Genomic DNA, 24,595 nt, shown 5'->3' with positions numbered 1-24,595 from the left:
CCTCGGCCGGGCGGACACGCGTACGGGCCCCTCCCGTACGGCTGCGTCTGCCGTGCCGGCGCGCACGATCCGCGTACGCCGTCACACGCCACGCCGATCGCCGACGCCGCTCGCCCGCGCTTTCGCTCTCGCTGTCATCGGACGTGCGGCGCGATCGCCGTGGCATCAGACTGCCTCCGTCGGGCCGGGCCCGCTGAGCGCTGTGGACGGCCTCGCGCCTGTGGAAAACCCGATCACCCGAACGAGTGCCCCACCTGCCCGCGGGCCGCTCACCCACCCCCCGGCGGCCCAGCCGACCCCCTCGATGTCACCCGGGTCGAGACACCCGCACCGCGCTCGCCCGGGCCTCACTCCACCGACTTCACCTCGCTCCGGCCCCGCTCCGCGCCACCCGCCCGTACTGCTCCCGCACCTCCCGGTACCGCAGCAGCTCCGCCGCGACCGGATCGAGGACCCGGGCCCGGCCGCAGCTCGCGGCCGCCTCCCGGAGCCGGCGTTCCGCGTCCTGGCCGTAGCGCCGCGCCGGCCCCCGGGCCGCCATCCGGCAGCCCCACTCCACGAACGGCCCGCCGACGATCCCGCACACCATGAGCAGCACGGGCACGCCCAGGTTGGGCGCCATGACTCCGGCGATCTGCCCCGCCAGCCACGCGCCGCCCACGATCTGGAGCAGGGTCATGGCCGCCTGGACCAGTACGGCCACCGGCCACCACCCCGGGCGGGGCGGTCGTCCCGGCGGCAGTCCGGCCCGCTCCGCCAGCTCGTCCAGCGCCTCGGACAGTCCGTGGGAGCCGCGTACCGCCGCCTCGCGCACCGCCTGCGCCCACGGCGCCGGCAGCCCCGCCGAGGCCCGGTCGGACACTGTACGCACCGCCTGTTCGACCCGTTGGCGTGCCGTGGCCTCCTCGTCCGCCTGGGCGGCCCGCACCGGCAACCGGCCGGTCGTGTGCTCGCCGCGGTGCTGGTACCAGCGCCACAGCCGCAGCCAGGGCGTGCCGCAGGCGCGGTTGGCGCTGCGCAGCCAGGCGCGCTCGGCGGCCTCGCCGGCCGCGATGGCGCCCACCGCGTCGGCGAGCCGGGCGGAGAACTCCTCCCGTGCCTCCTCGCTGAGGCCGACGCGCCGGCCGGTGGCGTAGAGGGGCCGCAGGTCGGCTGCCGCCGCGTCCAGGTCGGCCGCGACCCGGCGGGCCGCCGCGCCGCGCTCCGCCACGAACTGGCCGAGCGACTCGCGCAGTTCGCCGACACCGTCACCGGTGAGCGCGGACAGCGCGAGCACGGTGGCGCCGGGTTCACCGTACTCGCCGAGCGCGACGCCGTCCTCGTCGAGCAGCCGGCGCAGATCGTCCAGGACCTGGTCGGCGGCCTCTCCGGGCAGCCGGTCGACCTGGTTGAGCACGATGAACATGACCTCGGCGTGGCCGGCCATGGGCCGCAGATAGCGCTCGTGCAGCACGGCGTCGGCGTACTTCTCGGGGTCGACCACCCAGATGACGGCGTCGACCAGCTTGAGGATCCGGTCGACCTGTGTGCGGTGTTCCACGGCGGCGGAGTCGTGGTCGGGCAGGTCGATCAGCACCAGTCCGCGCAGCTGGCCCTCGCCCTCCGCGCTCTGCACGGGGCGTCGGCGCAGCCGGCCGGGGATGCCGAGCCGGTCGATGAGGCTCGCCGCGCCGTCGCTCCAGCTGCACGCGATGGGGGCCGCGGTGGTCGGGCGTCGTACGCCGGTCTCCGAAATGGCCACCCCGGCCAGCGCGTTGAACAGCTGCGACTTGCCGCTTCCGGTCGCGCCTGCGATGGCGACGACGGTGTGCCGGCCCGAGAGCTTGCGGCGGGCGGCCGCCTCGTCCAGGACCCGGCCGGCCTCGGAGAGGGTACGGCTGTCCAGGCGGGTGCGGGAGAGGCCGACGAGTTCGCGCAGGGCGTCGAGGCGGGAGCGCAGGGGGCCGTCGTACGCCAGGGGTGCGGGGGTGTGGCTGGCCGGGCTGCGGGAGGGTCCCTCCAGGACGGAGGCGCGCTCGGCGGCGAGGGCGGCGGAGTTGCTCTCCGTCACGCGCCGCGCGATGAGACCGTCGTCCCAGGCGCCCTCGGGGTCGGTCTCCGCGTCGGAGGCGGGGCCGGGGACAGGGCCCGGGCCGGGCGTCTCGCCCCCCTTGGGGCGGGCATGGCGAGGGGGAGAAGACCCGCTGCCGGTGCCGGCGCCCCCTTCGGCCTTGGCCTTGGCCTTGGCCTTGGCTTCGATCTCGGCCTCAGCTTCGACCTTGGCCTTGGTCTTGGCCTCGCTGGGCTTCACGCGCGCGTGCCGCTCCCTGTCCCCGTTCGCCTCGGGTACGCGCGCGAGCCGCTCGCTCTCCCCACGGTCCTTGGACACCCACTCGAGCCACTCGGCCTCGACTTGCTCCTCCGGTACGGGCGCGTGCACGGCGCCGTCCGTCGCCGCGTCCCGCTTCCCGGCCGCGGCCTCGCCGCCCTCCCCGGCCCCGGCCTCGTCCCGGGTGCCGGCAGCGGCCTGCGCGGCGCGGTCCGGGGACGGCGTCCTGCCCGGAGGGACTTCGGCGGAGCCCCCGTCCACCTGTGGGTGGACGTCGCCGGGCTCGGCCTTGCCTCCGGGCCCGGGCTGCACTCCCCCGGATCCGCCCGCAGGCTCCATGTGGTCCGTGTGGTCCATGTGTTCCATGCGATCCGTGTGGTCCGTGTGGTCGTGGTCAGTGACGGCGGTCACCGGTCACCTCTCCTTCTGCAGTACGGACAGCGCGGCGATGAGTTCGGCTTGGGGATCGGCGTTGACGTCCAGGGCGTCGAGCGGGGCGAGGCGCCGCTCCCGTTCGGCGTGCATGACGCGGTCGACGTGCTCGGTCAGCAGACGCCCGGCCCGGTCCCGCAGCCGCAGCGCGCCGTGGGCGCCGATCCGCTCGGCGAGCCCTTCGCCCGCGTTGCGCGCCCGGCGCCCGCCCAGCAGCGCGGTGGCGACCAGGGCGGCGACGGCCTCGGCATCGGGAGCGGTGCTGTGCTCGAGTTCCCGCACCTCGTCCTCGGCGTACTCCTCCAGCTCGCGCCGCCAGCGCCGTACCGCGAGCCCGATGCGGTGCTCGGCTCGCTCCTGGGAGAGGCCGCGGTCGGCGAGTCCGGGGGCCTCGGAGGCCGGCTCGCGCCGCCAGAGGTCGTCGACACGTTCGTCGGCGGCGGTGACGGAGCACAGCAGCAGCGCGGCCAGGCTGCCCACGAGGGCGTCGAGCAGTTCGCCCGCGGTGCAGTCGAGGGGGAAGGCGCGCCAGCGTTTGAGCGCGTCTCCGGCGAGCACGGCCCCGGACTGCAGCCGGCCGTGCACGCGCGCGTGCTCGGTGTCGTAGGCGCTGTCCACGGCTGCGGTGAGCCGGAGGGCGGCCGCGTACTGGGCGGCGGCGGCGCCGGCCAGCTCGGGCAGGCGCGACTTCAGCGAGTCGAGGAGGCCGTACGCCGTACGGGCCATGACCTGCCGGCGGGCCGCGTTGTCCTGGGCGTGATGGACGAGCCAGGTCCGCAGGGCTGCCACGGCGGTGGCGGGCAGCAGTCCGCCGCCCCACGCGGACTCGGGCAGCTCGGGCACGGTGAAGCGGGGTACGTCGCCCAGGCCGGCCTTGGTGAGCAGGGCACCGTACTGGCGGGAGACCTCCGCAACGACCTGGTGGGGCACACGGTCGAGGACACTCACCAGGGTGGCGTCGTACTCCTTGGCGGTGCGCAGCAGATGCCAGGGGACGGCGTCGGCGTATCGCGCGGCCGTCGTGACCATGATCCACACGTCGGCGGCGCAGATCAGTTCGGCGGCCAGGACGCGGTTGTCGGCGATCAGGGAGTCGATGTCGGGGGCGTCGAGCAGGGCGAGCCCGCGCGGGAGGGTCTCGACGGTCTCCACGCGCAGCACGCGCGTCGGTTCGCCGCCGGGCAGCAGGAGATCGTCGCCCGTCTCCTGCTGGGGCGCCCATACGCGGGTGAGGTCGGGGAGCACGCGCATGTCACTGAACCAGTGATGATCCTCCGGATGGCAGACCAGGACCGGTGTCCGGGTGGTCGGCCGCAGCACGCCGGCCTCGGTGACCCGCTGTCCCACGAGCGAGTTCACGAGGGTCGACTTGCCGGCACCGGTGGACCCGCCGACCACGGCCAGCAGGGGCGCCTCCGGGTCCCGCAGCCGGGGTAGCAGGTAGTCGTCTAGCTGCGCCAGGAGTTCGTCGCGGTTGGCACGCGCGCGTGGGGCCCCGGCCAGGGGCAGCGGAAAGCGTGCGGCGGCGACACGGTCGCGCAGAGCGGAGAGAGTGTCGAGCAGCTGAGGCCGAACGTCCAAGGTCACCACATGCGAAGAATGCCCAATTTTAGGGGATTTCTGAAGCATATGGACATCTCAGCGCGCCGATGGAACACATCGGACGTATGGCACGACTGGGACGCAGGCACAGTCCAGGCATAACGAGTGCACAACACCCTGTGCGTCGGGAGCCAAAAGCGGTGCACGATTCGTACCTGCCTGCGATTATCAGGACCGCTTCACCGAACCTCCACATCGAGCCACGGAGGCGAAGCAGCAGGGTCGAGGAACGGGGAGCTTTATCCTTGTCCCGCACCAGGCCCCCGTAGCTCAGTGGATAGAGCAGGCGCCTTCTAAGCGCTTGGCCGCAGGTTCGAGTCCTGCCGGGGGCGCCCGTGTCCGCCCTCCCTCCGGGAGGGCGTTTTGCCGTTCGGGGCGACGCAGCCGCACACAGCAGAGCGCCGGACGCTCCCCCGGTGGTCTCGGGGAGGGTCCGGCGCTGTCCGGCTGTCACACGGTTTCTGCGGGGTTCGTCACCCCAGCGCCCGGCTGTTGCAGCCCATGTCCGAGCCGAGGTGGTTGGGCTGCGCACCCGGCGACCCTTCGCCGTTCAGCAGGTTGCCTGCCAGGCCGTTGACGGCGCCGACGCTGCCCAGCACGTTGATGTTCATGTCGTGCGAGCGGCACTCGGTGCTCTGCGCGATGTCGAGGTCATGGCCCGGCTCACCGTGTGCGGAGGCGGTGCTGACGCCGAAGGAGCCGACACTGCCGAGGACGGCGGCGCCCACGAGGACGGCCTTCTGAAACTTGCGCATTACTTCTCCGTTGGTCGAGCGGAAGCGATCTGCGGCAGATCGAGTTGGGACGGCGGACGATGCCGGGGAGGGCGTCAGCCGAGTCGGGGAAGGCCCAGCTGGCCGACGGGAGGCGCGGCGACCTGTCCGAGGCCGAGCGGGGCCAGCTGCGGTGCACCCGCCGGCGCGACCAGCGGGTTGACGAGCGGGTTCACCTGCGGGTTCACCTGAGGGTTCACCTGAGGGGCGACACGCGGCGGGGCCTCCGTCGCGCCGAAGGTCTGGGGCACGGCGACCTGCGGGGCGACCTGCGGCATGACCTGCGGCGCGGACTGCGGACTGACCTGCGGCACGACCTGCGGCGCCGGCTGCGGCGGGGCGGCCTGAACGACCTGCGGCGCAGGCTGCGGGGCGTACGGCGCGTTGGAGGCCTGCGCCAAGCCTCCCGACGAGGCCGAGGCGGAGGCGTAACCGGTCTGCTGCTGCGGCGGGGGCGGCGGCGGAGGGGCCTGCATGACCGGCGGGGCGTACGGCTGCGGCGCGGCGGCCTGTGCGTTGCCCGCCGCGCCGGACGATGCCGCGGCCTGCGGGCCACTCGGCGCGTACGGGGGCGAGTACTGGGGGGCCACGTACTGCGGTGGCGCGTACTGGGGAGGAGGCGCCGGGGCTGCGTACTGAGGAGCCGCGTACTGGGGTGCCGGGTACTCGGGAGCGGGCGCCGGAGCGACACCGCCGTATCCGACGGGAGATTCGGCATGGCTGACGCCGGCGCCGATGGCGGACAAACCGCCGGCTGCTGCTACGACGAGCGCGGCCTTGTGAAGCTTGCGCATGGAACCCCTCGGTCCTTCAATACCTGGAACAGGGAAATCATTGTCTTCAGTGCAGTCTCGCGTGCGTTCAGTCCGATATTCGTACTGCGTCGTTACAGGGGTAATCCCCGCGGCTGCACACGGACTTCACGCCGGAGCCGGCAGCGAATCCCTTGCCCCACTGTGATCCACGGTCGCTGCCCTCTCCCTGCTGGCAACGACATTTCCCCCGACCCGGTCACGGGATCCAAAACTCCGTCACCCATTTGCCATTGACGGCCGGTTGCACCCGGTCAGGATTAACAGAGCAGCCAGAGATGGGGAGTTGAGGCTCGTACGACCTTGTGTCAAATGGGTGACCGCGGCCCGGCACCCGTATCCGCTTCCCTGCTCATCTCGTTCCCACGGGGCCAGAGCGATGGTCCAGCGCAGCCGTACAGGGCAGCGAGAACCGCAACCGCGGCACTGGCTCATCAGCATTTCCATACGTCCCGTGCACAGGTCAATGAAGGGCCGAGGGTTTCATGCGCAAGCTCCAGCAAGTCGCGCTCGTCGTCGCAGCAGCCGGAGGTCTGTCCGCCGTCGGCGCCGGCCCCAGCTCCGCCGCCGTTCCCGGCACCTACAACGGTGCTGTTCCGCCCCCCGTTTCGCAGCCGGACGCCCACGCCGCCACGGCGACCTCCTCTCAGGCCAGCGTGCAGACTTACGGCTACCCGGCCCCGCAACAGGCCGCCCCGCAGCGGGGCGCTGAGGTCACCCCGCAGGTCAACCCCAATCTGAGCCCGCAGATCAACCCGCAGATCTCCCCTCAGGCGACCCCGGGGGAGGGCGGTTCGGCGATGCAGAGCAACCTCTTCCGTCCGTCCCAGGAGTGCAGTCCGCAGTCCCTGCTCGACGCGAATGTCCCGGTCGCCCTGCTCGCCGCGTCCGAGACCCACGGCATCAACTGCACCCAGGCCAACAGCCAGTCGAACGCCCTCGCCAACGCGCACGCGCACTAGGGACCACCGCGCGGCCGGACACCCACGCCCGACACGGGCCCTTCGGGGATCGCCCCCGAAGGGCCCGTTTCTGTGCGCTGCGGCTTTCGGGTGGTTTCAGCAAGAGATCATGAAATCGGCGCGCCGCTGTCCGTTTTGGGGTATTTCGTATTAGCCTCCCGTAACCGTAAGAAGTCGATCTGCCACAGATCGCAACCACTTCACTCCACGGAGAAAGACATGCACAAGCTTCGCAAGGCTGCCGTCCTGGTCGCTGCCCTCGGCAGCATCGCGCTCGTGGGCGGCACCGCCCACGCAGACCAGGGCGGCTGGGGCGGCAAGGGCGAGGGCAAGAAGGACAGCTTCAGCGTCCTGCAGAGCTCCAACTGCAAGTCGCACGACCTGAACCTCGACGTCCTCGGCGAGGTCGGGATCCTCAACGGCCTGCTGGGCAACGCGCTCAACGGCGAGGGCGACCCGGGTGCCCAGGCCACCCACATCGGCTCGACCATGGGCTGCAACAACAGCGCCTTCTAGTCGCACGACAGCCGCATAGGCGGCAACAGCGGGAAATGATCCCGGCGCCGAGTCAACACCCGGCGCCGGGACTCTTTTTGCGCGCCGAACAGGCGTCCAAGGTGACAAGAATTGCCCGAATTCGGCGCGTCGCCGATTGTCTTCGGATATTTCCTATTACCCTCCGTCACTGTACGAAGTCGATCTCTCACAGATCGCGATCCACTTCATTCCACGGAGAAAACATGCACAAGCTCCGCAAGGCTGCCGTCCTGGTCGCCGCCCTCGGAAGCGTCGGACTCCTGAGCGCCGGCGCCGCCCACGCCGACCAGGGCGGCTGGGGCAAGGGCGGCGGGGGCGGCTTCAGCGTCCTGCAGAGCACCACGTGCAGGTCGCACGACCTGAACGCGGACGTCCTCGGCGAGGTCGGCATCGCCAACGGCCTCGGCGGCAACCTGCTGAACGGCGAGGGCAACCCGGGTGCTCAGGAGTCGTCCCTGGGCTCGACCATGGGCTGCAACAACGCCGTCGGCGGCAAGTAAGTCAGAAAATAATTCCCCGGTGTTCCGGCTGCAGGCCGGGACACCGGGGAATTCCATGTCGCCAGAACGCACGCCCCGCAAAGAAGAAATGCCGGACCGGAAACGAACCTGGTCCGGCATTTGCCGATCGCGCCTCAGAACTCGATGTGGGGTTTCTTGATGTGCGGTTTCTTGAAGCCCTTGGGCACCTTCACGGTGTTGGAGCACTCCACAACCGGCCCGACCTTCGTGGGTGCGCCGGTCAGCAGCTCTTCCGCGGGAAACACCAGGCGCGGCCGGTCGACCGTCGAGCAGTCCTGCTCCTGCTTGACGACATGCTTACCGTGCTTGTCGGCGCGGGTCTCGCTCTTGTGAACGCAGATCGCGTCACCAAGCGCCTTACCGTTGCAGTCGCCTGAAGGCTCATCGGAATACGCATGCGCGGCACCGACGCAGATCATGGCGAGACTTCCGACGAGCCCCGAGACGGTGGCGATCTTCTGCCGAGTGAACATGTGCTGTGTTCCTTTGCAATGGCGGCCCGTCCGCATGCGCCGTTGACCGGCGTGCGCCCGGGCCTTGGGGAAATGCTGCAGCCCGGACGTGCACCCTGGTGGGGTTGCTGCACGTCCGGGCTGCCTTCGCCATGGGGGGTATTACTCAGCACACCGTTGAACAGCCCGAGTTGATCCAGGACAGGGACGTTCAGTTCGTGCGATGTGCATAAGGTGTTCCAAAGGATGTCGATGCGCCTGAGGTGACACCCGAAGTCACGTGCGACAAAACGCTAATACATGCGCATCGAGACCTCGGCGCTCTTTACTTTTCGCCTTCCGGAGCGGAGTACTGGCCGTAACCACCCTCCTCAGGCGCGTACTTCTCCGGCTGAGCCTGCGGCTGGGCCTGCGGCTGACCGTAGCTGTAGCCGCCCCCCGTGGCCACGGCGTTGGCCGTCGACTGAGAGTTGGCCACGGCACTGATCCCCTGGGGGTAGTCGTCGTAGCCGCCGGCGAAGCTGACGCCGACGCCGAGGGCGGAAAGCCCCGCAACCGCTGCCGCTACGACTGCAGCGCGCTGAAACCTACGCATGGTTGACCCTTTCTCACTAGGGCACGAAGCCCTGTTGACTACGTAATGTGAGCTTATACACACAATACGTAGCAATTTGGGATCTTCGCTCCATACGTCGTGTCGCTCGGGAACTCAGCCCAGCAGGTCGGGCAACTCCGTATTTCCGTCGGCCTTGTCCGGCCGCCCCGACGTCGTTTCGGAACAGGTCACTTCGGGTCCGATCCGCATCGTCCCGTTGCCCAGGGCGGCGGGCAGGATGAAGGGCTGTGTCGGCAGGCAGTTCTCGTGGTGGGGGATGTACCCGCCCTCGGGCACCTCACCCTGGATCCGCTGGATGCAGGTGATGTTGCCCTGGAGGTCGCGGGTGCAGACGCCCGGACCCCCTGCGGCGTACGCCTGGGTGACACCGGTACAGGTCACGGCGAGGCCGCCAACGAACCCCGAGATGGCCGCGATCTTCTTCCTACTGATCATGTGATGCGTTTCCTTTGCGAGGGGCGGGACCCTTCGGGGGGTGACCCCGAAGGGTCCCGCGGAAGGTCGAACGCGACGATGCTGCCGACCTCAGCCAGTGAAAGCGTTGTTGAACTGGCCGCAGGTGGTGTGCAGGGTCTGGGCGAGACCGAGCACGCCGATCGGGACGCTGCCTTCGGCCGCCGTCTGCGGACTGCACTCCTGGTAGGGGCGGTAGAGGTCGTTCACCTCCAGCCCGCCGCCGCCGTGAGCGTAGGCGGTACCGGCGCCGGCACCGACGGCGGTCAGACCGCCGGCCGCCACTGCTGCGATCACGACCTGCTGAAGCTTGCGCATGGAACCCTCGGTTCTTCATTGCCTGTACAAGAAGGCTGATTGCCTACCGTGACTGGATAAACACTAGCAGTAAGGATTCGGGGTATTCCACATCGGCGGATATCCGTGTCTGCGGGGGGACATGACCCTCGTCTTCGTCAAGTAGCCCTGCATCGGGCCGGGTTGGGTGCAGATAAGGTGATCAGCACAATGAGATACGCCAACACCGGTATTAAATAGGGGTACTTATTCGAAGCAGGCGCGTGACGTGTCCGGTGTTATGAAAATGCCACGGAAAGGATCAGGTCCCGCATCGCCTCGACGTACCGCCGCATGTTCTTGTACGCCACGTCGGTGTCCGGGTAGCGGCAGGCGAACCACAGGCCCTCGTGCAGGCGGTTGAACCAGGCGCACACCTGGTCGCCGTACGACACCCGGATCAGCCCGTACGCCTTCTGCTCGGTCCAGCGTTCGGCGCCCGGGATGGCGCGGGCGTCGACGTACGAGACGATCGAGTACAGGTCGGGCGAGGTCGGGCGGAAGTCCGCGCCGAGCAGGCGCAGCACCCGGGCCAGCGGCATGCGCGCCAGCGGCCGGTTGGCCTGCAGTTCGGCGCGCACCGCGGTGAGTGCCTCGTCGAAGTCCCGTGCCGCCGGTACCTCGATCGGCGCGCCGCCGACGTACCAGCCCACGGAGTCCGACCAGGTGGACTTCAGCCGGGTGTGGAACGGCACGACCGTGCGGTAGACCGGCTGTCCGCCGATCTCGTGGACGATCATGCTGGTCGCGGCCAGGACTCCCACGAGGCTGCCGCCGTGGCGCCTGCAGTACGCCTCGAACGCGGCGGCGGCGTCCGCGTCCACGAGCCACTCGCGCATGAGCTTCTGGACGGGCAGCCCGCCCTGGGGGTCAAGACCGAGATCCACGGGGAAGTTCGGCAGTTTCCCGTCGCACCGGGCGATGAACTCCCGCCAGCGGGCGACGATCGCGTGTGTGTCGTCGATCCCGTCCGCGTTCGCCCGCTCCAGTTCACAGAAGTCGACATAGCTGCCGACCGGCGTCGCGGTCACGGCGCGGCCGGCGAGCCGTGCCGTGTACAACTCGTCGATCTCGTCCGGGATGCGGTGCAGGGAGTAGGCGTCGACGTTGGTGTGGTCGAAGGCCAGGTACACGCTGGTGGAGTCGTCGCGGACGACCGCCGCGTAGATGAAGTTCGGCCAGCCCAGCGCGTCCGCCGCCACGTCGAATCGGTCCTGCAGGTGCCGTACCAGCGTGCCCGCGTCGGCGAAGTCGCCGACCACCTCGCGGCGCAGCGACACGTCGTTGCGGTCGAGCGTGAACCGGCGCATGTCGTCGCCGGCCCATCGGAAGCCGCTGCGCAGCGTCTCGTGCCGCAGCGTCCAGCCGCGCAGCGCCTCCTCCAGCGCGTCGAGGTCGACGCGACCCGGCAGGTCGAACGCCGAGCCGAGCCAGGTCGGCACGAACAGGCCGTCCTCGCGCACCGACCGCGCCGTTCTGATGTGTCCCTCCTGGATGTACGCGGGTGGCCGCGGATCCGGCGGGAGCGCTGTCGCCGCGGCGACGGTCGCCGGGCTGAACGTCCACTCGACAAGCCGTCCGGGCCGTACCTCGCAGCGCTGGATGTCAGAAATTCGCACGGGGCGTCTCCGTTCGCAGAAGGCACAGAATCGATCAAGGCAGTGCCATACGCGCGGGCGGTTGCCTCCGTGTCGCCGGACTTTCAGCGGAACGTGTGGTGTCTCGAACGGCGAAGCGATCAGCCGATGGTGACGGGAAATCAGCGGGTCAGCCGAGTCGGCGTACCGGGGAGTCCGCCAGGAATGCCTGGATGTCCTCCACGGCCTGGGTGTAGTACGTCGCGTAGTTGGCCTGCGAGACATAGCCCAGGTGCGGGGTGGCGAGCAGGCGCGGAGCGGTGCGCATGGGGTGGTCCGCGGGGAGCGGTTCGACATCGAAGACGTCCACGCCGGCGCCGGCGATCCGGCCCTCGTGCAGGGCCGCGAGCAGCGCGTCCTGGTCGACGAGGCCCGCGCGTGAGGTGTTGATCAGGTAGGCCGTCGGCTTGAGCAGGGCGAGTTCGGCCGCGCCGAGCAGCCCGCGGGTGCGGTCGCCGAGCTTGAGGTGGAGGGAGACGAAGTCGCTGGTCTCCAGGAGTTCCTCCTTGGCGGCGGCCAGTTCGACGCCCACCTCGTCGGCACGCTCCTTGGTGAGGTTCTGGCTCCAGGCGCTGACCTGCATGCCGAAGGCGAGGCCGACCTGGGCGACCCGGCTGCCGATATTGCCGAGACCGAGCAGGCCGAGGCGGCGGCCGTGCAGGTCGGCACCGACGGTGGACTGCCAGGGGCCGCCCGCGCGCAACGCGCCGTTCTCGGTCACCAGGTTGCGGGCGAGGCCCAGCAGCAGCGCCCAGGTCAGTTCGAGGGGCGGGGTCGAGGAGCTGGCCGTCCCGCACACCGTCACCCCGTTGCGCTCGGCGGCCGCGTAGTCGAGCGCGGAGTTGCGCATGCCGGAGGCGACGAGCAGCTTCAGGCGGGGCAGACGGTCCAGCAGGGAAGCCGGGAAGGGAACCCGTTCGCGCAGGGTGACCACGATGTCGAAGTCGGCGAGCGCGCCCGCGAGTTCGTTCTCGTCGGCTATGTGCTCGTGGAAGCTCACGATCTCGACCCGGTCCTGGACGGCGGACCAGTCGGCGGACGAGAGCGCGACGTTCTGGAAGTCGTCGAGCACGGCACAGCGCAGTCGCATGGCGGTTGTCTCCCCAGTCAGTGTGGTTCGTGGTCGCGCCGAGGCCGGGGCCTCGGTCGGTTCCAGTCCATCACTGCCGGCCCCGCGCCGGTGAACGGGTGCCCGGTGAGAGCGAGATGGCGAGCCGAGGTCCGGCCGTTCGGCGAAGTCGCCTCGCAGAACGCCCTGTTCAGAAGTCCGCCCACACCTGCGGAAGAGCCCCGCGCCTCGACCACCGGGGCTCTTCCCGCGCAGCGTCTCACTCGTACTGGTAGATCCCGCTCAGATCCTCCAGTTCGTCCGGCGTCACGTCCCACGGCGGCAGCTGCTCGTGCCGAGCCACGATCCGGCGGTGCTGGGCATCGTGCGCACCGGGCGGCTCGGCCGGGAGGTAGCGGTGGTTGCGGTGCCGCTCCCGCCAGCGGGTCCACTGCAGGTCGACGAAGGCGTGGTGCAGCCAGAAGACGGGGTCGTTGACGGCAGCGCCGCCGAGCATCACCCCACCGATCCAGCGGTGCACCCGGTTGTGGTTGTGCCAGGACACGCTTCCCCGGCCCACGCCCCACCCCTCCAGCCGGTTGCGGAACCCCTTGGTCACCGTCGAGTCCCAGGGCGCCGTGTCGTAGACCGGGTCGGCCAGCGCCGACTCCAGCTCGCGACCGGTCGGCAGCTGGATCGGGTTGCGGGCGCGGCCGAGGTCACGGGTGAGGAACTCCCCGTCGGTCACGCCCTCGGTGATTTTCCAGTGGCCCGCCCGGTAGGCGAACGGGCCGGTCATCACCTGCCGGTCCGAGCGCCGCCCGTTGCCGCCGAGCAGGTCGTCGGTCCACGGCAGGGAGGTGGCCGTGCGGTCGCGGGTCCAGTCCCAGTACGGCACCGTCACCGAGGGGTCCACCCGGCGCAGCGCCCGCTCCAGCTCCAGCAGCAGCTTGCGGTGCCAGGGCAGGAAGGACGGTGCCATGTGGGCGGCGCGCAGCCCCTTCTCGCCGTCGGGTTTGTAGTAGGTCATATGCATTCGTACGAACTCGTCGTACTCGCCGCTCCGTTTGACCGCCAGCAGGGCGCCCACGAACCGTTGCCGCTCGGTGCGGGTCAGCCTGCTGACGTTCTTACGCGTGTACGCCATGCTCACCACCCAGCTGTGTCGGCCCCCCGCCCATCGGTCCCGGTGCCACGTCACGCAGTTGCTCTCCGGGACCCAGCTCGTCGACCGCCGCGCGGGTCGCGGCGAGCGGGGTCGGGTACGAGCGGTAGTGGTCGATCATGCTCAGCCAGCTGCCGTCGGCACGGCGCATCAGGTGCAGCGGGCGGCCGTCGATCGTGACCTCCCAAGGGCCGTCGGCGGCCCGCCGTGCGGTGCGGACCTCGACGCCGCGGATGCGGCGGCCGTGGTAGGTCTCGTCGAAGGCGGTGGCCTGCCGGCCGTCGTCCGGGGTGCGCGGGGGCCGGCCGCAGGCCGCGGCCACCGGGGCGAGCGCCACGGCGGCGGCCGAGGCGAGCAGCCTGCGTGTCATGTCCCGTCGTGTTCCGCCCGTGGGCTGCTCTCCGCCCGCGACCGGCGTCCCGCGCTGCCCGCCCAACGGCGCTCCGCCGAGGCCTAGGACCATCGTTCACTCCTCGTCCGGTTCGGTTGTACGAAGCGGTAACCGCCGGACCGCCCTCCCGGTCACCGACGTGCGGCCGGACCGGTGACGCGAGCACCGAAGCCGTCGACGCAACGGCCGGCGCCCGGTGCCGCAGTGGTCAGCTGGTCCAGAACTCCCACCAGCGGGTCAGAATCAGCATGCCGACGACTGCGATGTGCAGCAGCGGGAGCACCCAGGTGAACTCGGCGAAGAACGCCCGCAGCGGGGCCGGCGCGGGCAGGAACCGGTGTCGTACGCAGAACGACGTCACGTACCAGAACATCAGGATCGTGGCGATCCACGCCAGACAGCACCACAGGCACAGCGCGTTGATCCGGTACAGCGACTCGAACTGCAGCCAGGACACGAACCCGATCCCGAACAGGCAGCCCGCGTCGAAGGTCAGCCAGTACCAGCGGGGGAAGGCGGCGCCGGCCAGCAGGCTGATGCCGACGCAGATCACGACGCCGTAGGCCACCAGACCGAGCATCGGGTTGGGGAAGCCGAAGGCCGCGGCCTGCGCGCTCTTCATGACGCTGCCGCAGGACACCACCGGGTTGAGACTGCACCCCGGTGTGAAGTTCGGATTTTCGAGCAGTTTGAACTTGTCGAGGGTGATGACCCAGGAGGCCAGCAGCCCGGCCGCGCCCGTGAGCACCAGGAGCAGCGCGAAGCCGCGGCCGCCGCTCGCCGCCGGGCGGAAAGGGCGGGTTTCGCCGGGGGTTGAGGTCACCGCGCGACCCTATCGGCACCCTGCGGGACGGTCCGGTGCCCGCTCACCCGACCGGAGGAGGGCCGCCGATGCTCCACACGATCGGGGGACGGCGTGGCCGACGCCGCGCCTTCAGGAGCGACAACGCCCTTGCGCTTGCTCACGCCGGCCCCATTGACCAACTCTTACGCGTGAGTAAGTTGACTTGGCAGTAAGCCGCGTGGGCACGTCCGCCGAGCCGCGACCGGGAGCCGTCATGGGCGTACGCAGGGATCTGAAACGGGCGCAGCGGCGCACCGACTTGGCGGCGCGTACGCGGGTCGAGCTGATCAGGGACGAGAACGGGACGGTGCGCGAGGTCCGCACGGCTCCCCTGGCGCCCCGCAGTGCCGGGGGCAGCACGGCCGACATCCCGTTCACCAACGCGGAGGAGGCGCCCGGCGCCGTGGTCCTGCGCCGCCGGGAGAACGGCGTCTGGCGCCCGGTGACCGCGGCGGCCTTCGCCCGCGAGGTCACCGCCGCCGCCAAGGGGCTGATCGCCGCAGGCCTCGAACCCGGCGGTCGCGTCGCCGTGATGTCCCGCACCCGCTACGAGTGGACGGTCCTGGACTTCGCGATCTGGGCCGCCGGCGGGCAGACCGTCCCCGTCTACGCCACCTCCTCCGCCGAGCAGGTGGAGTGGATCGTCCGCGACTCCGGTGCCCGCTTCGTCGTCACCGAGACCGCCGAGAACGCCGAAACGGTCGGCACCGGCACGGCCGGCCACGCCGAACCCCCGCGCATCTGGCGGCTCGACGACCAGGCGCTGGCCGAACTCGTCGACCTCGGCCGGGACATCCCCGACGAGGAGGTCACCAAGCGCCGTACGGCCGTGACGCCCGACGCGGTGGCCACGATCTGCTACACGTCCGGAACCACCGGACGCCCCAAGGGCTGCGTGCTCACCCACGCCAACCTGTACGCCGAGGCCGCCAACACGGTCGAACTGCTCCACCCGATCTTCAAGGAGGTCACCGGCCAGGTCGCCGCCACCCTCCTGTTCCTGCCGCTCGCGCACATCCTGGGCCGCACCCTGCAGATCGCCTGTCTGCTGGCCCGGATCGAGCTGGGCCACTGCCCGAGCATCAAGCCGGACGAACTGCGGCCGATGCTCAGGGAGTTCCGGCCCACCTTCCTGGTCGGTGTGCCGTATCTCTTCGAGAAGATCCACGACACCGGGCGCGCCACCGCCGAGAAGATCGGCCGGGGTGCCTCCTTCGACCGCGCGGACCGTATCGGGGTGCGCTTCGGGGAGGCGTACCTGAACAAGTTCCTCGGCACGGGCAAGGGCCCCGGGATCGGTCTGTACGCCGCGTGGGCGCTGTACGACCTGCTGGTCTACCGGCGCATCCGCAAGGAACTCGGCGGCCGGATGCGCTACGCCATCAGCGGCGGCTCCCCGCTCGACCGCAACCTCAACCTCTTCTTCTACGCGGCCGGCATCATCGTGTACGAGGGCTTCGGCCTGACCGAGACCACGGCCGCCGCCACGATCGTCCCGCCGCTGAAGCCGCGTCCGGGCACGGTCGGCCTCCCGGTCCCCGGCACCGCGGTGCGCATCGCCGACGACGGGGAGGTCCTCGTCCAGGGCGGGGTGGTCTTCGGGGCGTACTGGAACAACCCGGCGGCCACGGACGCGGTGCTCGCCGACGGCTGGTTCGCCACCGGCGATCTCGGCTCCCTCGACGCCGACGGCTATCTCACCATCACCGGCCGCAAGAAGGACATCCTCATCACCTCCGGCGGCAAGAACGTCTCCCCGGCCGTCCTCGAGGACCGCCTGCGCAGCCGCCCGCCCGTCGGCCAGTGCCTCGTCGTCGGCGACCGGCGCCCCTTCGTCGCGGCCCTCGTCACGCTCGACGCCGAGGCGGTGGCCCACTGGCTGGCGGTCCGCAAACTGCCCCCGGACACACCGATGTCGGAGGTCCTCAAGGACCCGCGGATGCGCGCCGACGTGCAGCGGGCCGTGGACTACGCCAACGAGGCCGTCTCACGCGCCGAGTCGATCCGCGCCTTCGCTCTGGTCGAGGGCGAGTTCAGCGAGGAGAACGGGATGCTCACCCCGTCCCTGAAGGTCAAGCGGCACGCCGTGACGACCGCGTACGCGGAACAGATCGAGGCACTGTACGGCGAGTGAGCGTCGGGCGCAGACGGGCGATCGGGTGAATTTCCCGGTATTTCATGCCTTCCGGTTTCTTCCGCCTTCCATATCTCGTTCACAGTCTGCAGGTCGTGGCGCGTGTGAACGTGCGGCATCACGGACCCTGCGACGACCCTGCGGAGCCCGGAGCATCCCCTTCATCCGGCTCCAGGGCCGGGCTTCCGATTCCCCGCTGAGAGGAAGACAACGAGAGTGCGACAGACCCTGAGCAAGGGATTGGTCGTGGCCGCCGCCGCGACAAGTGCCCTGACTCTGTCCGGCACGTGGGCGATCGCGGACTCCGGTCCGCAGGCGACAGGGGCCGACTCACACACTGTGCAGTCGGGCGATACGACTGAGCGGTACATCCCGGGTGAGTCGAGTGCCCTGAGGGCGATCTCGCGCGCACAAACCGCCGTGCAGCAGGCGCACAGGGATGCGGCCACGGTTTCCACCCCCACGACGGAGTCGAGTGACAAGGCCTCCACCGGGGGCTACGGCGACGACTACGGCTACGGCGACGAGCCGAGTGACCAGCCCTGCGACTGCTACGGCGAGGACTCGCCCACGCCCCCGCCGCCGCCGATCAAGACGACCCCGACACCGCCTCACCGGCACACCACCCCACCGCCCGCGAAGAAGACCCCGCCCGTGAAGAAGACCCCGCCGGCGCCCAAGCCTCCCGAGATGGCCGAGACCGGCACCGAGACCACCCTCGGAGCCATGGCCGCCAGCGCGGCGCTGCTGGCCGCCGGAACCGTCCTGTACCGGCGGGGCCGGGCCGCGGCCCGTCGCTAGGACACCGGGTGCCGGACGCCTCGCGCCCGGCACCCGCCGACTCTCCTGCGTCCGCTGCGCCTCCCGGGGCCGGGAGCGCAGCGGACGATCAGATCACGCTCGTCTGTCGAGGATATCGAGCAGCTCCGCCGACTCCGGTGACGCGACTTTGCGGACGAAGTACATCCGGGAGGCTTCGATCGCCGGCAGATCGGCCAGGGTCCTGGTGCCCTTGAGTTGCCGGTCCAGGTAGTGGAAGTTGGTGAAGTCGGCGGTGACACGCCCGGCCATCGGCCGGAGCACCGGGTCCTCCACCCCGTCTCGCCAGCCGCTGTTCCAGAGCAGCGTGTGGAAGAACATCTCGTCGGGCGCATGCGTCGTACGGAACAGGTTCTCCCAGCGGGGATCCTCGGCCTTGCCCAGCAGATCCGCGACGCAGTCGGCGGTCAACGCCGTCCACTGGCTGCCCCCCACCGGCTCGATGTCACCGAACACGGAAGGCCTGCGTCGAGGGGCCAGCTCCGAGATGCCTCTCCGCAGCAGGGCGCGGGGAAGGTAGGTCGGCCCGGGGCCGGTCGGAACGGCGTCCAGATACCACCGCTTGAGGACGCGGCCCGCGGTGGCCTTGCCGTCGAGCACCGCGGCCGCCCGGCAGTGCTGCCGGAACGGGGCCGACGCGAGATGGTCGGCGAACTCGTCGACCGGCCGGGCGGGATAGCACTGCCCGGACAGCAGAACGATGTGGTCCGAGGGCTGCGCGAACTCCAGCGCCGTGCGGTACAGAGCGAGCGTTGCGCGGACGACGGAGAAGCCTCCCCATCGCACGGCGACCCGGTCGCGGACGTACGTGGTCCGAGGCACTCCCGCGAAGTCGTCACCTCGCGACCGGGCGTCGACGTGGACCACCACCGGGTACGGCGCCAGCCGCTCGACGAGCCGGGCGAACAGCTTGGGTTCCGTGTGGGCGAGCACGGCAAATACCGGCATCGTTCTGTCCTCCCTCGGTCGTACCGGCTTCTCCCCCACGGTGATCGTGAGGCCCTGGGTCGCGTCGTGGGCTCGCTGGCGCGCGGGAGGGATGTCCCCCGAATGGCGCGTCGCCGAAAGCCGCATCGGCACCCCCTGGTGAAGTCCGGAACAGAGGCCGCATAAATACCGAAAGACAAGGTTTTGTGAAGTATGCCTGATATAAGTAGTAACCGATGAACGTGAGAGTGGCTGAGGCTTCTAAGGAGAGCCATGGGGCGGTCCACCAACGCGGTGTCTGGGCAGGCGCCCTTCTCCACGCCGTACAGAACTGTTCACCGCGACGGCCCGCGGGCCTGTCGGTACGGCGCGCTCTCCGCCTGTGTGGATCTCGCCGGCGCGGCGCTGCCGCTTGCGATGGCGATCGTCCAGGTCCGAGAGCCACATCGGCTGCTCCTGGCCGCCGTTGCCGCTGTGTTGTGGCCGCTGATCGGGGTGGCGAGCAAGCGCTATGCGTCCCGGATCTGGGCCGACGGGGTCGATCTGCGGACCGTCCTGAGGGACTGGCTGATCCTGGTCGGTGCTCTGGCCACACTCCCTGTGCTGTGCGGACTGAACAGCCTCCCCATGGAGGCCTTCACCGCGCTGCTGCCTGCACTGGTCCTCACCGCGACATGTCAGAAGATGATCCGCCGTCATCTGCGGGCCGCACGGCGGGACGCCCGCGCCCTGCGTCGCGCCCTGGTCGTCGGCGAGGGCCCCATGGTCGACGCCGTGGTCGCGCAGCTCGCCCAGCGCACCGACCACGGATACGTCGTCGTCGGTGCCTGCGCGGTGGGCGAGGGCCCGGTGTCCTCGGGCGTCGCCGTGTGCGTACGGCTGGCCGGCGAGGCGCCCCAGACACCGGAGTCGGACGCGGTAGGGGTACTCGGCGCCGTCGACGAACTGGCGGCCGATCTGGTCTTCGTTGCGGTGAGCCGCCACATGTCGGGCGAGCGGCTGCGCCGGCTGTCCTGGGCGCTGCACGACCGGAACTGCCCCCTCATCGTGCTGCCCGGCATCGTCGACGTGGCACGCCGCCGGCTCCGGGCGACCTCTGCCGCCGGACTGACGATGCTGCACATCGCGCCACCCCTGCGCCGCGGCGTTCCGGCGCTGTTCAAGGCCCTCGTGGACCGTGTCGGCGCCCTGCTGCTGATCGTCCTTCTCTCCCCCCTGCTCCTGCTGGTGGGACTGTCGGTGCGGCTCGGCTCACGCGGCCCCGCCCTCTACCGGCAGACGCGCGTGGGCCGCTGCAACACGCAGTTCTCCATGTGGAAGTTCCGCACGATGGTGGTGGGCGCGGACCGGCTCAAGAACGAGCTGGAAGAGGCGAACGAGAACGACGGGCACATGTTCAAGATGCGTCGTGACCCCCGGATCACCCCCGTCGGACGCATCCTGCGCCGCTACTCGCTCGACGAGCTGCCCCAGCTGTTCAATGTCCTGCTCGGCCACATGTCACTGGTCGGACCGCGCCCCCCGCTGCCCGAAGAGGTCGTCAAGTACAACCCGGTGGAAAAGCGCCGGCTCACCGTCAAACCCGGTCTGACGGGTCTGTGGCAGGTGAGCGGACGAGCGAACCTCTCCTGGAACGAGACGGTCGCGCTCGATCTGCGGTACATCGACAACTGGTCCCTGGCGGGGGACGTCAACGTGATGGCCCGGACCGTGCGAGCGGTGCTGGACGGCCAAGGTGCCTACTGAAAGGTACGCCGAAGTGACGTGGTCCCTGCGCGGGTTCACCGGTGCCGGATACGACAAGGGGCGGCCTGTGCCCGTCCAGGCCGCCTGGTTCGCCGTCCTCCATCTCGTCTTCGTCAAGTGGTGGTTCCCGGCCCGCTGGCGTCCGCTGCTGCTGCGCGCCTTCGGCGCCCGCGTCGGGGAGCGGGTCCTGATCCGGCACGGGGTGCGGGTGCACTGGCCGTGGAAGCTGGACGTCGGGGACGACGTGTGGATCGGCGAGTGCGCCTGGATCCTCAACCTCGAACCCGTCACGATCGGCCACGACTGCTGCGTCTCGCAGGGCGCGCTGCTGTGCACGGGCAGCCATCTGCGTCGGTCTGCCACGTTCGAGTTCGACAACGGCCCCATCCGGCTGCAGCCCGGCAGCTGGGTCGCCGCCCGGGCGGTCGTCCTGCGCGGCGTCACCGTCGGTCAGGGCGCCGTGGTGGGCGCCGGTGCCGTGGCGCACCGGGACCTGGCGCCGGGCACGGTCCTCGCTCCGGGCGGCGCGCCGAGGACGAATCCGTCCGCATCCATGACAGAGGTCAGGGCATGAGAGAGGTCAGGGCATGAGAGTGGTCCAGGTGGTCACGCTCGTCAGCGACGACGGGACCTTCGGCGGCCCGCCGAGCGTGGCGATCGCCCAACTGCAGGAGTTGGCCGCCCGCGGTCACGACGTGCGGCTGGTGTCGTTGTGGCGGGGCGGAACACCGGCTCCTCGACGCATCGACGCCGTCCCCTTCGTCTCCCGCCCGGCGCGGACCGTTGTCCCGGGCCAGGGATGCCTCGGCCTCATGCACCCCTTGCTGCTGCGGGATCTGTGGCGGGCCATGGGGCGCGCCGACGCCGTCCACCTCCATGTGGGAAGGGACCTCGTCTCGCTGGCCGCGCTCGCCGTCGCCCGGCTGCGGCGCGTCGACTTCGTCGTCCAGACACACGGCATGGTCGAGCCCCGGACCGCTGTCGTCGCGCGCGTCTTCGACCGCGTCTTCGTCCCCTTGCTCCGGCGGGCGCGCTGCTGCCTTGTGCTCACCCTGCGGGAGCGGCGGGCCCTGTCCGCGGTCCTGGGCGCCGAGCAGCCGCCGCTGGTGGCGCTGGCCAACGGTATGCGCCTGTCCCGTCAGGTGGGGGACGAGCGGCCGCGCGGCGCCGACCAGGTGATCTTCCTTGCCCGCCTGCACCCACGCAAGCGCCCCGAAGCGTTCGTGGAGATGGCCGCCCTGGTCCACAAGGAGATCCCGGAGGCACGGTTCACCCTCTACGGCACGGACGAGGGATCGCTGCCGCAGGTGAACCAGCTGATCGCCGACCGCGGGTTGACCGACGTGGTCCGCTACGGCGGCCCGTTGGAACACTCCGCGGCGCTGGAGGCCTACCGCAAAGCCACCGTCTATGTCCTGCCCAGCGTGGACGAGCCGTTTCCCATGACCGTTCTGGAGGCGCTGGCCGAAGGTACCCCCGTGGTGTGCACGGACAGCTGCGGCATCTCGGAGGAACTGGCCCACAGGCAGGCGGCGATGGTCACCGACGGCAGCCCGGAGGCCCTGGCCGAGGCGGTGAGCCGGCTGCTCGGCGACGCATCGCTGCGCCGCCGGCTGGTCGACGCAGGGCACCGGGCGATCGAGGAGGTCTTCTCCATCCGCGCGGTGGTGGACCGGCTGGAGGGCATCTACCGGGGTCGCTGAACGGCTTCAGCGCTCCGAGGCGCCGGTCACCGCCCTGAGGATGTCCTCGAAGCGGGAAGCGGAGCCCTCCAGGGCGAACTCCCGCTCGGCCAGGACGCGGCTCTGCTTGCCCAGGGACGCTGCGTGTTCCGGGTCGGACAGGACGTCCTGGACCCAGGCGGCGGCGGGCTCCAACGATGACTCGTCCGGTGGGAAGACCGCCGAGCCGGCCTGATGCAGCAGCTGAGCGGCCAGGTTGTCGGCAGGCATCAGGCCGAGAACCGGGCGCCCGGCGCACAGGTACGACAGGGTCTTGGACGGGACCGAGAACATCCCGGCGTCCCCTTCGAGCAGAACGACGAGGACGTCGCCCGTGCCCAGCACCTCGGGCAGCCGCTCGTAGGGCTGGAAGGGCAGCAGAGTCGGCTCGATCCCGCGGGCGGCGGCGGCCTCTCGGAGGACCGGTACGGCCGGGCCTTCGTTGACGACCACGAGCCGCACCAGCTCGCCCCGCCGGCGCAGGCGTTCCACCAGCTGCACCAGCAGGACGGGATTGTGCTTCAGGCCCAACGTGCCGGCGTAGAGGAGGGTTTTCACGTCGCCCAGGTGCTGCTCGTCCGACCAGGCGTTGGCTCTGGCCACGGGAACGATCTCGTCCAGCGGCGCCCAGTTGGGGATGACGGTGACCTTGTCGGCGGTGCCCCACTGCTGGTGGACCCGGACGAAGGAGTCGGCGATCACCACGATGGCCGCGGCCTGTCGGGCCGCCCACTTCTCGCCGGCACCGAACACCTTTGCGGCGAGGCCCATCGTGCCTGCGACAGCGGCGGCGGCGAAGCGCTCGAGCGCGACGGCGGTGATGTCCTGGTGCCACAGCACCCAGGGGATCCGGAGCCGCTTCAGGACTGCCGCGGTCACGGCGAGTACCGGAATCGGCAGGTTGGACAGCAGCGCCACATCGGGCTTCGCGCTGCGCACCTGCCGGGCGAGCTCGATGCCCAGCCGGGTCTCCTGGAACAGCCGGTGGACATAGGCCTGCTTCTTCAGCACCGTGCGGTCCCCGATGGTGGCGAAGCGCAGGCCCGGGACGTCTGCCACGAGATCGCCCTTGCCGCTGAGATAGGCCGTGCAGGTCGAGTGGACCACCGCGTGCCCGCGGCGGGCCAGTTCCCGGCTGAGCTGGGCCTGGAAGGGGTGACCGCTGTAGTCGTGAACGAAGATCCTCATCGGCTGGTCGCGTCCTCGCACCGGGGGCTCAGCCGTGCGAGCGCTTCACCTGGTCGTAGACCCAGCCATAGGTCCTCTCCAGGCCGTTGACCAGGGGGATCGAGGGTTCCCAGCCGTAGATCTCGCGGATCAGGGTGTTGTCGGAGTTGCGGCCGCGCACGCCCTGCGGGGCGTCGAGCCGGTAGCTGCGTTCGCAGCGGACGCCCGCGATCTGTTCGACGATGTCCACGAGCTGATTGATCGTCACGAGCTCCGAGGAGCCGAGGTTGACCGGTACGCCGCTGTCACCCCGCATGATCATCTGGGTGCCGTTCAGGCAGTCGTCGATGTACATGAAGGAACGGGTCTGCCGGCCGTCGCCCCAGATCTCGATCCGGTAGTCACCGCAGAGCACGGCCTCGGCCACCTTGCGGCACACCGCGGCCGGGGCCTTCTCCCGGCCGCCGGCCCAGGTGCCGTGCGGGCCGTAGACGTTGTGGAAGCGGGCGACGCGGGTGGTGAACCCGTAGTCCTGCGCGTAGTGATGGCACATGCGCTCCGAGAAGAGCTTCTCCCAGCCGTAGCCGTCCTCCGGCTGTGCCGGGTAGGCGTCCTCCTCCTTCAGCGCTGTGACGTTCGGGTCCGTCTGCTTGCCGGCGGCGTAGACGCAGGCGGAGGAGGAGTAGAAGTACCGCTCGACACCGGCCTCGCGTGCGGCCTGCAGCATGTGGGTGCTGGTGAGCACCGACATCATGCACGCGGCCTTGTTGTTCTCGATGAAGCCCATGCCGCCCATGTCGGCGGCCAGCATGTACACGTGCCGTGCGCCCTGGACGCCGCTGCGTGCGCTGTCCAGGAGCGAGAGGTCCGCGATCAGGTTCTCGGCGTCCTGGTGGACTTGGTACCACTCGCGCTGGGGCTTGATGTCGATGGAGCGGACCGTCAGCCCCTGGGCGAGAAGGGCGCCCACGAGGTGCCCGCCGATGAATCCCCCGCCACCGGCAACGACGGCGTCGACCTGCTTGTTCATGGACAACTCCTCTGCCGAACGGGAGACATGGGGTGCGGTCGGCCGTGCCGGCACTGGACTTCCGCGCCCCCAGGATATGCATTTTTGCCCGATTTATCCCGTATTGGCGCGCCTGGGCTGATCTGAGAGACAGCGGCGCTATATATCTGCCAGTGAGGTTTT

24 protein-coding genes and 1 tRNA gene are annotated in these 24,595 nt (G+C 70.2%); 9 read left to right on the top strand and 16 right to left on the bottom strand.

Annotated features, from left to right (window positions below; all coding sequences use genetic code 11):
• Positions 1 to 361 precede the first annotated feature (361 nt).
• Together ACZ5DS_RS39965 and ACZ5DS_RS39960 are read right to left on the bottom strand one after the other, a co-directional pair.
• Positions 362 to 2,719: a YfjP family GTPase gene (locus tag ACZ5DS_RS39965; RefSeq protein ID WP_468248741.1), complete on the bottom strand. Its 2,358-nt coding sequence runs from the start codon at positions 2,717 to 2,719 to the stop codon at positions 362 to 364.
• 3 nt (positions 2,720 to 2,722) lie between these two features.
• A complete protein-coding gene (locus ACZ5DS_RS39960) occupies positions 2,723 to 4,330 on the bottom strand; it encodes a dynamin family protein (RefSeq protein WP_468248739.1) in 1,608 nt (535 codons plus the stop codon).
• 271 nt (positions 4,331 to 4,601) lie between these two features.
• Between ACZ5DS_RS39960 and ACZ5DS_RS39955 the strand changes: the two genes are divergently transcribed.
• Positions 4,602 to 4,674, top strand: a tRNA-Arg gene (locus ACZ5DS_RS39955).
• A 141-nt stretch (positions 4,675 to 4,815) separates the two neighbouring features.
• Here the strand turns inward: ACZ5DS_RS39955 and ACZ5DS_RS39950 are convergent.
• Positions 4,816 to 5,097, bottom strand: a complete 282-nt coding sequence (locus ACZ5DS_RS39950) for a hypothetical protein (RefSeq protein WP_468248736.1) — start codon at positions 5,095 to 5,097, stop codon at positions 4,816 to 4,818.
• A gap of 74 nt (positions 5,098 to 5,171) precedes the next feature.
• Positions 5,172 to 5,909, bottom strand: coding sequence for a hypothetical protein (locus tag ACZ5DS_RS39945; protein WP_468248734.1), 738 nt, complete (start codon positions 5,907 to 5,909; stop codon positions 5,172 to 5,174).
• 503 nt (positions 5,910 to 6,412) lie between these two features.
• Here ACZ5DS_RS39945 and ACZ5DS_RS39940 point away from each other — a divergent pair.
• From ACZ5DS_RS39940 to ACZ5DS_RS39930, 3 genes are all read left to right on the top strand, one after another.
• Positions 6,413 to 6,889, top strand: a complete 477-nt coding sequence (locus ACZ5DS_RS39940) for a hypothetical protein (protein WP_468248732.1) — start codon at positions 6,413 to 6,415, stop codon at positions 6,887 to 6,889.
• A 219-nt stretch (positions 6,890 to 7,108) separates the two neighbouring features.
• Positions 7,109 to 7,405 (top strand): hypothetical protein, encoded by a 297-nt coding sequence (locus ACZ5DS_RS39935; RefSeq protein WP_468248730.1) that lies wholly within the window; start codon positions 7,109 to 7,111, stop codon positions 7,403 to 7,405.
• 224 nt (positions 7,406 to 7,629) lie between these two features.
• Positions 7,630 to 7,926, top strand: coding sequence for a hypothetical protein (locus ACZ5DS_RS39930; RefSeq protein WP_468248728.1), 297 nt, complete (start codon positions 7,630 to 7,632; stop codon positions 7,924 to 7,926).
• Between the two features lie 134 nt (positions 7,927 to 8,060).
• Here the strand turns inward: ACZ5DS_RS39930 and ACZ5DS_RS39925 are convergent, their stop codons facing one another.
• The 9 genes from ACZ5DS_RS39925 to ACZ5DS_RS39885 all read right to left on the bottom strand — a co-directional run bounded on the left by ACZ5DS_RS39925 (position 8,061) and on the right by ACZ5DS_RS39885 (position 14,868).
• Positions 8,061 to 8,420: a hypothetical protein gene (locus ACZ5DS_RS39925; RefSeq protein WP_468248725.1), complete on the bottom strand. Its 360-nt coding sequence runs from the start codon at positions 8,418 to 8,420 to the stop codon at positions 8,061 to 8,063.
• A gap of 304 nt (positions 8,421 to 8,724) precedes the next feature.
• A complete protein-coding gene (locus tag ACZ5DS_RS39920) occupies positions 8,725 to 8,994 on the bottom strand; it encodes a hypothetical protein (protein ID WP_468248723.1) in 270 nt (89 codons plus the stop codon).
• 114 nt (positions 8,995 to 9,108) lie between these two features.
• The gene (locus tag ACZ5DS_RS39915) at positions 9,109 to 9,450 is read right to left on the bottom strand and encodes a hypothetical protein (RefSeq protein ID WP_468248721.1); all 342 of its coding nucleotides are present in this window, start codon (positions 9,448 to 9,450) and stop codon (positions 9,109 to 9,111) included.
• Positions 9,451 to 9,540: 90 nt separating this feature from the next.
• Positions 9,541 to 9,786, bottom strand: coding sequence for a hypothetical protein (locus tag ACZ5DS_RS39910; protein ID WP_468248718.1), 246 nt, complete (start codon positions 9,784 to 9,786; stop codon positions 9,541 to 9,543).
• 257 nt (positions 9,787 to 10,043) lie between these two features.
• Positions 10,044 to 11,423: a condensation domain-containing protein gene (locus tag ACZ5DS_RS39905; protein ID WP_468248716.1), complete on the bottom strand. Its 1,380-nt coding sequence runs from the start codon at positions 11,421 to 11,423 to the stop codon at positions 10,044 to 10,046.
• Positions 11,424 to 11,571: 148 nt separating this feature from the next.
• Complete coding sequence (locus ACZ5DS_RS39900; RefSeq protein WP_468248714.1) at positions 11,572 to 12,531, bottom strand: D-2-hydroxyacid dehydrogenase family protein; 960 nt, start codon at positions 12,529 to 12,531, stop codon at positions 11,572 to 11,574.
• 238 nt (positions 12,532 to 12,769) lie between these two features.
• Complete coding sequence (locus ACZ5DS_RS39895) at positions 12,770 to 13,636, bottom strand: tyrosinase family protein (RefSeq protein WP_468248712.1); 867 nt, start codon at positions 13,634 to 13,636, stop codon at positions 12,770 to 12,772.
• Positions 13,620 to 14,117 (bottom strand): tyrosinase cofactor, encoded by a 498-nt coding sequence (locus ACZ5DS_RS39890; protein WP_468248709.1) that lies wholly within the window; start codon positions 14,115 to 14,117, stop codon positions 13,620 to 13,622. Before ACZ5DS_RS39890 ends, ACZ5DS_RS39895 begins: the two co-directional genes overlap by 17 nt.
• A gap of 136 nt (positions 14,118 to 14,253) precedes the next feature.
• Entirely contained in the window at positions 14,254 to 14,868 is a 615-nt protein-coding gene (locus ACZ5DS_RS39885) for a vitamin K epoxide reductase family protein (protein ID WP_468248707.1), read from the bottom strand.
• A 235-nt stretch (positions 14,869 to 15,103) separates the two neighbouring features.
• Between ACZ5DS_RS39885 and ACZ5DS_RS39880 the strand changes: the two genes are divergently transcribed.
• On the top strand, positions 15,104 to 17,023 hold the full coding sequence (locus ACZ5DS_RS39880) for an AMP-dependent synthetase/ligase (RefSeq protein WP_468248705.1): 1,920 nt from the start codon (positions 15,104 to 15,106) through the stop codon (positions 17,021 to 17,023).
• Between the two features lie 420 nt (positions 17,024 to 17,443).
• Positions 17,444 to 17,824, top strand: a complete 381-nt coding sequence (locus ACZ5DS_RS39875) for a hypothetical protein (protein WP_468248702.1) — start codon at positions 17,444 to 17,446, stop codon at positions 17,822 to 17,824.
• Between the two features lie 93 nt (positions 17,825 to 17,917).
• On the opposite strand, the gene ACZ5DS_RS39870 is transcribed toward ACZ5DS_RS39875, so the two are convergent.
• Positions 17,918 to 18,790, bottom strand: a complete 873-nt coding sequence (locus ACZ5DS_RS39870; RefSeq protein ID WP_468248700.1) for a beta-1,6-N-acetylglucosaminyltransferase — start codon at positions 18,788 to 18,790, stop codon at positions 17,918 to 17,920.
• 363 nt (positions 18,791 to 19,153) lie between these two features.
• Between ACZ5DS_RS39870 and ACZ5DS_RS39865 the strand changes: the two genes are divergently transcribed.
• From ACZ5DS_RS39865 to ACZ5DS_RS39855, 3 genes are read left to right on the top strand one after another with little or no spacing between them, the layout of a single operon-like run.
• Positions 19,154 to 20,515: an exopolysaccharide biosynthesis polyprenyl glycosylphosphotransferase gene (locus ACZ5DS_RS39865; RefSeq protein ID WP_468248854.1), complete on the top strand. Its 1,362-nt coding sequence runs from the start codon at positions 19,154 to 19,156 to the stop codon at positions 20,513 to 20,515.
• Positions 20,516 to 20,528: 13 nt separating this feature from the next.
• Positions 20,529 to 21,089, top strand: coding sequence for an LbetaH domain-containing protein (locus ACZ5DS_RS39860; protein WP_468248698.1), 561 nt, complete (start codon positions 20,529 to 20,531; stop codon positions 21,087 to 21,089).
• Positions 21,090 to 21,102: 13 nt separating this feature from the next.
• Positions 21,103 to 22,218, top strand: a complete 1,116-nt coding sequence (locus ACZ5DS_RS39855; RefSeq protein WP_468248696.1) for a glycosyltransferase — start codon at positions 21,103 to 21,105, stop codon at positions 22,216 to 22,218.
• A gap of 6 nt (positions 22,219 to 22,224) precedes the next feature.
• Here ACZ5DS_RS39855 and ACZ5DS_RS39850 read toward each other — a convergent pair whose 3' ends face one another.
• The gene (locus ACZ5DS_RS39850; protein WP_468248693.1) at positions 22,225 to 23,424 is read right to left on the bottom strand and encodes a glycosyltransferase family 4 protein; all 1,200 of its coding nucleotides are present in this window, start codon (positions 23,422 to 23,424) and stop codon (positions 22,225 to 22,227) included.
• A gap of 28 nt (positions 23,425 to 23,452) precedes the next feature.
• Positions 23,453 to 24,433, bottom strand: a complete 981-nt coding sequence (locus ACZ5DS_RS39845; protein ID WP_468248691.1) for an NAD-dependent epimerase/dehydratase family protein — start codon at positions 24,431 to 24,433, stop codon at positions 23,453 to 23,455.
• Positions 24,434 to 24,595: the final 162 nt, after the last annotated feature.

This window comes from Streptomyces sp. NPDC031100 (assembly GCF_055570785.1).
This window is presented reverse-complemented; position numbering and strand designations above follow the sequence as displayed.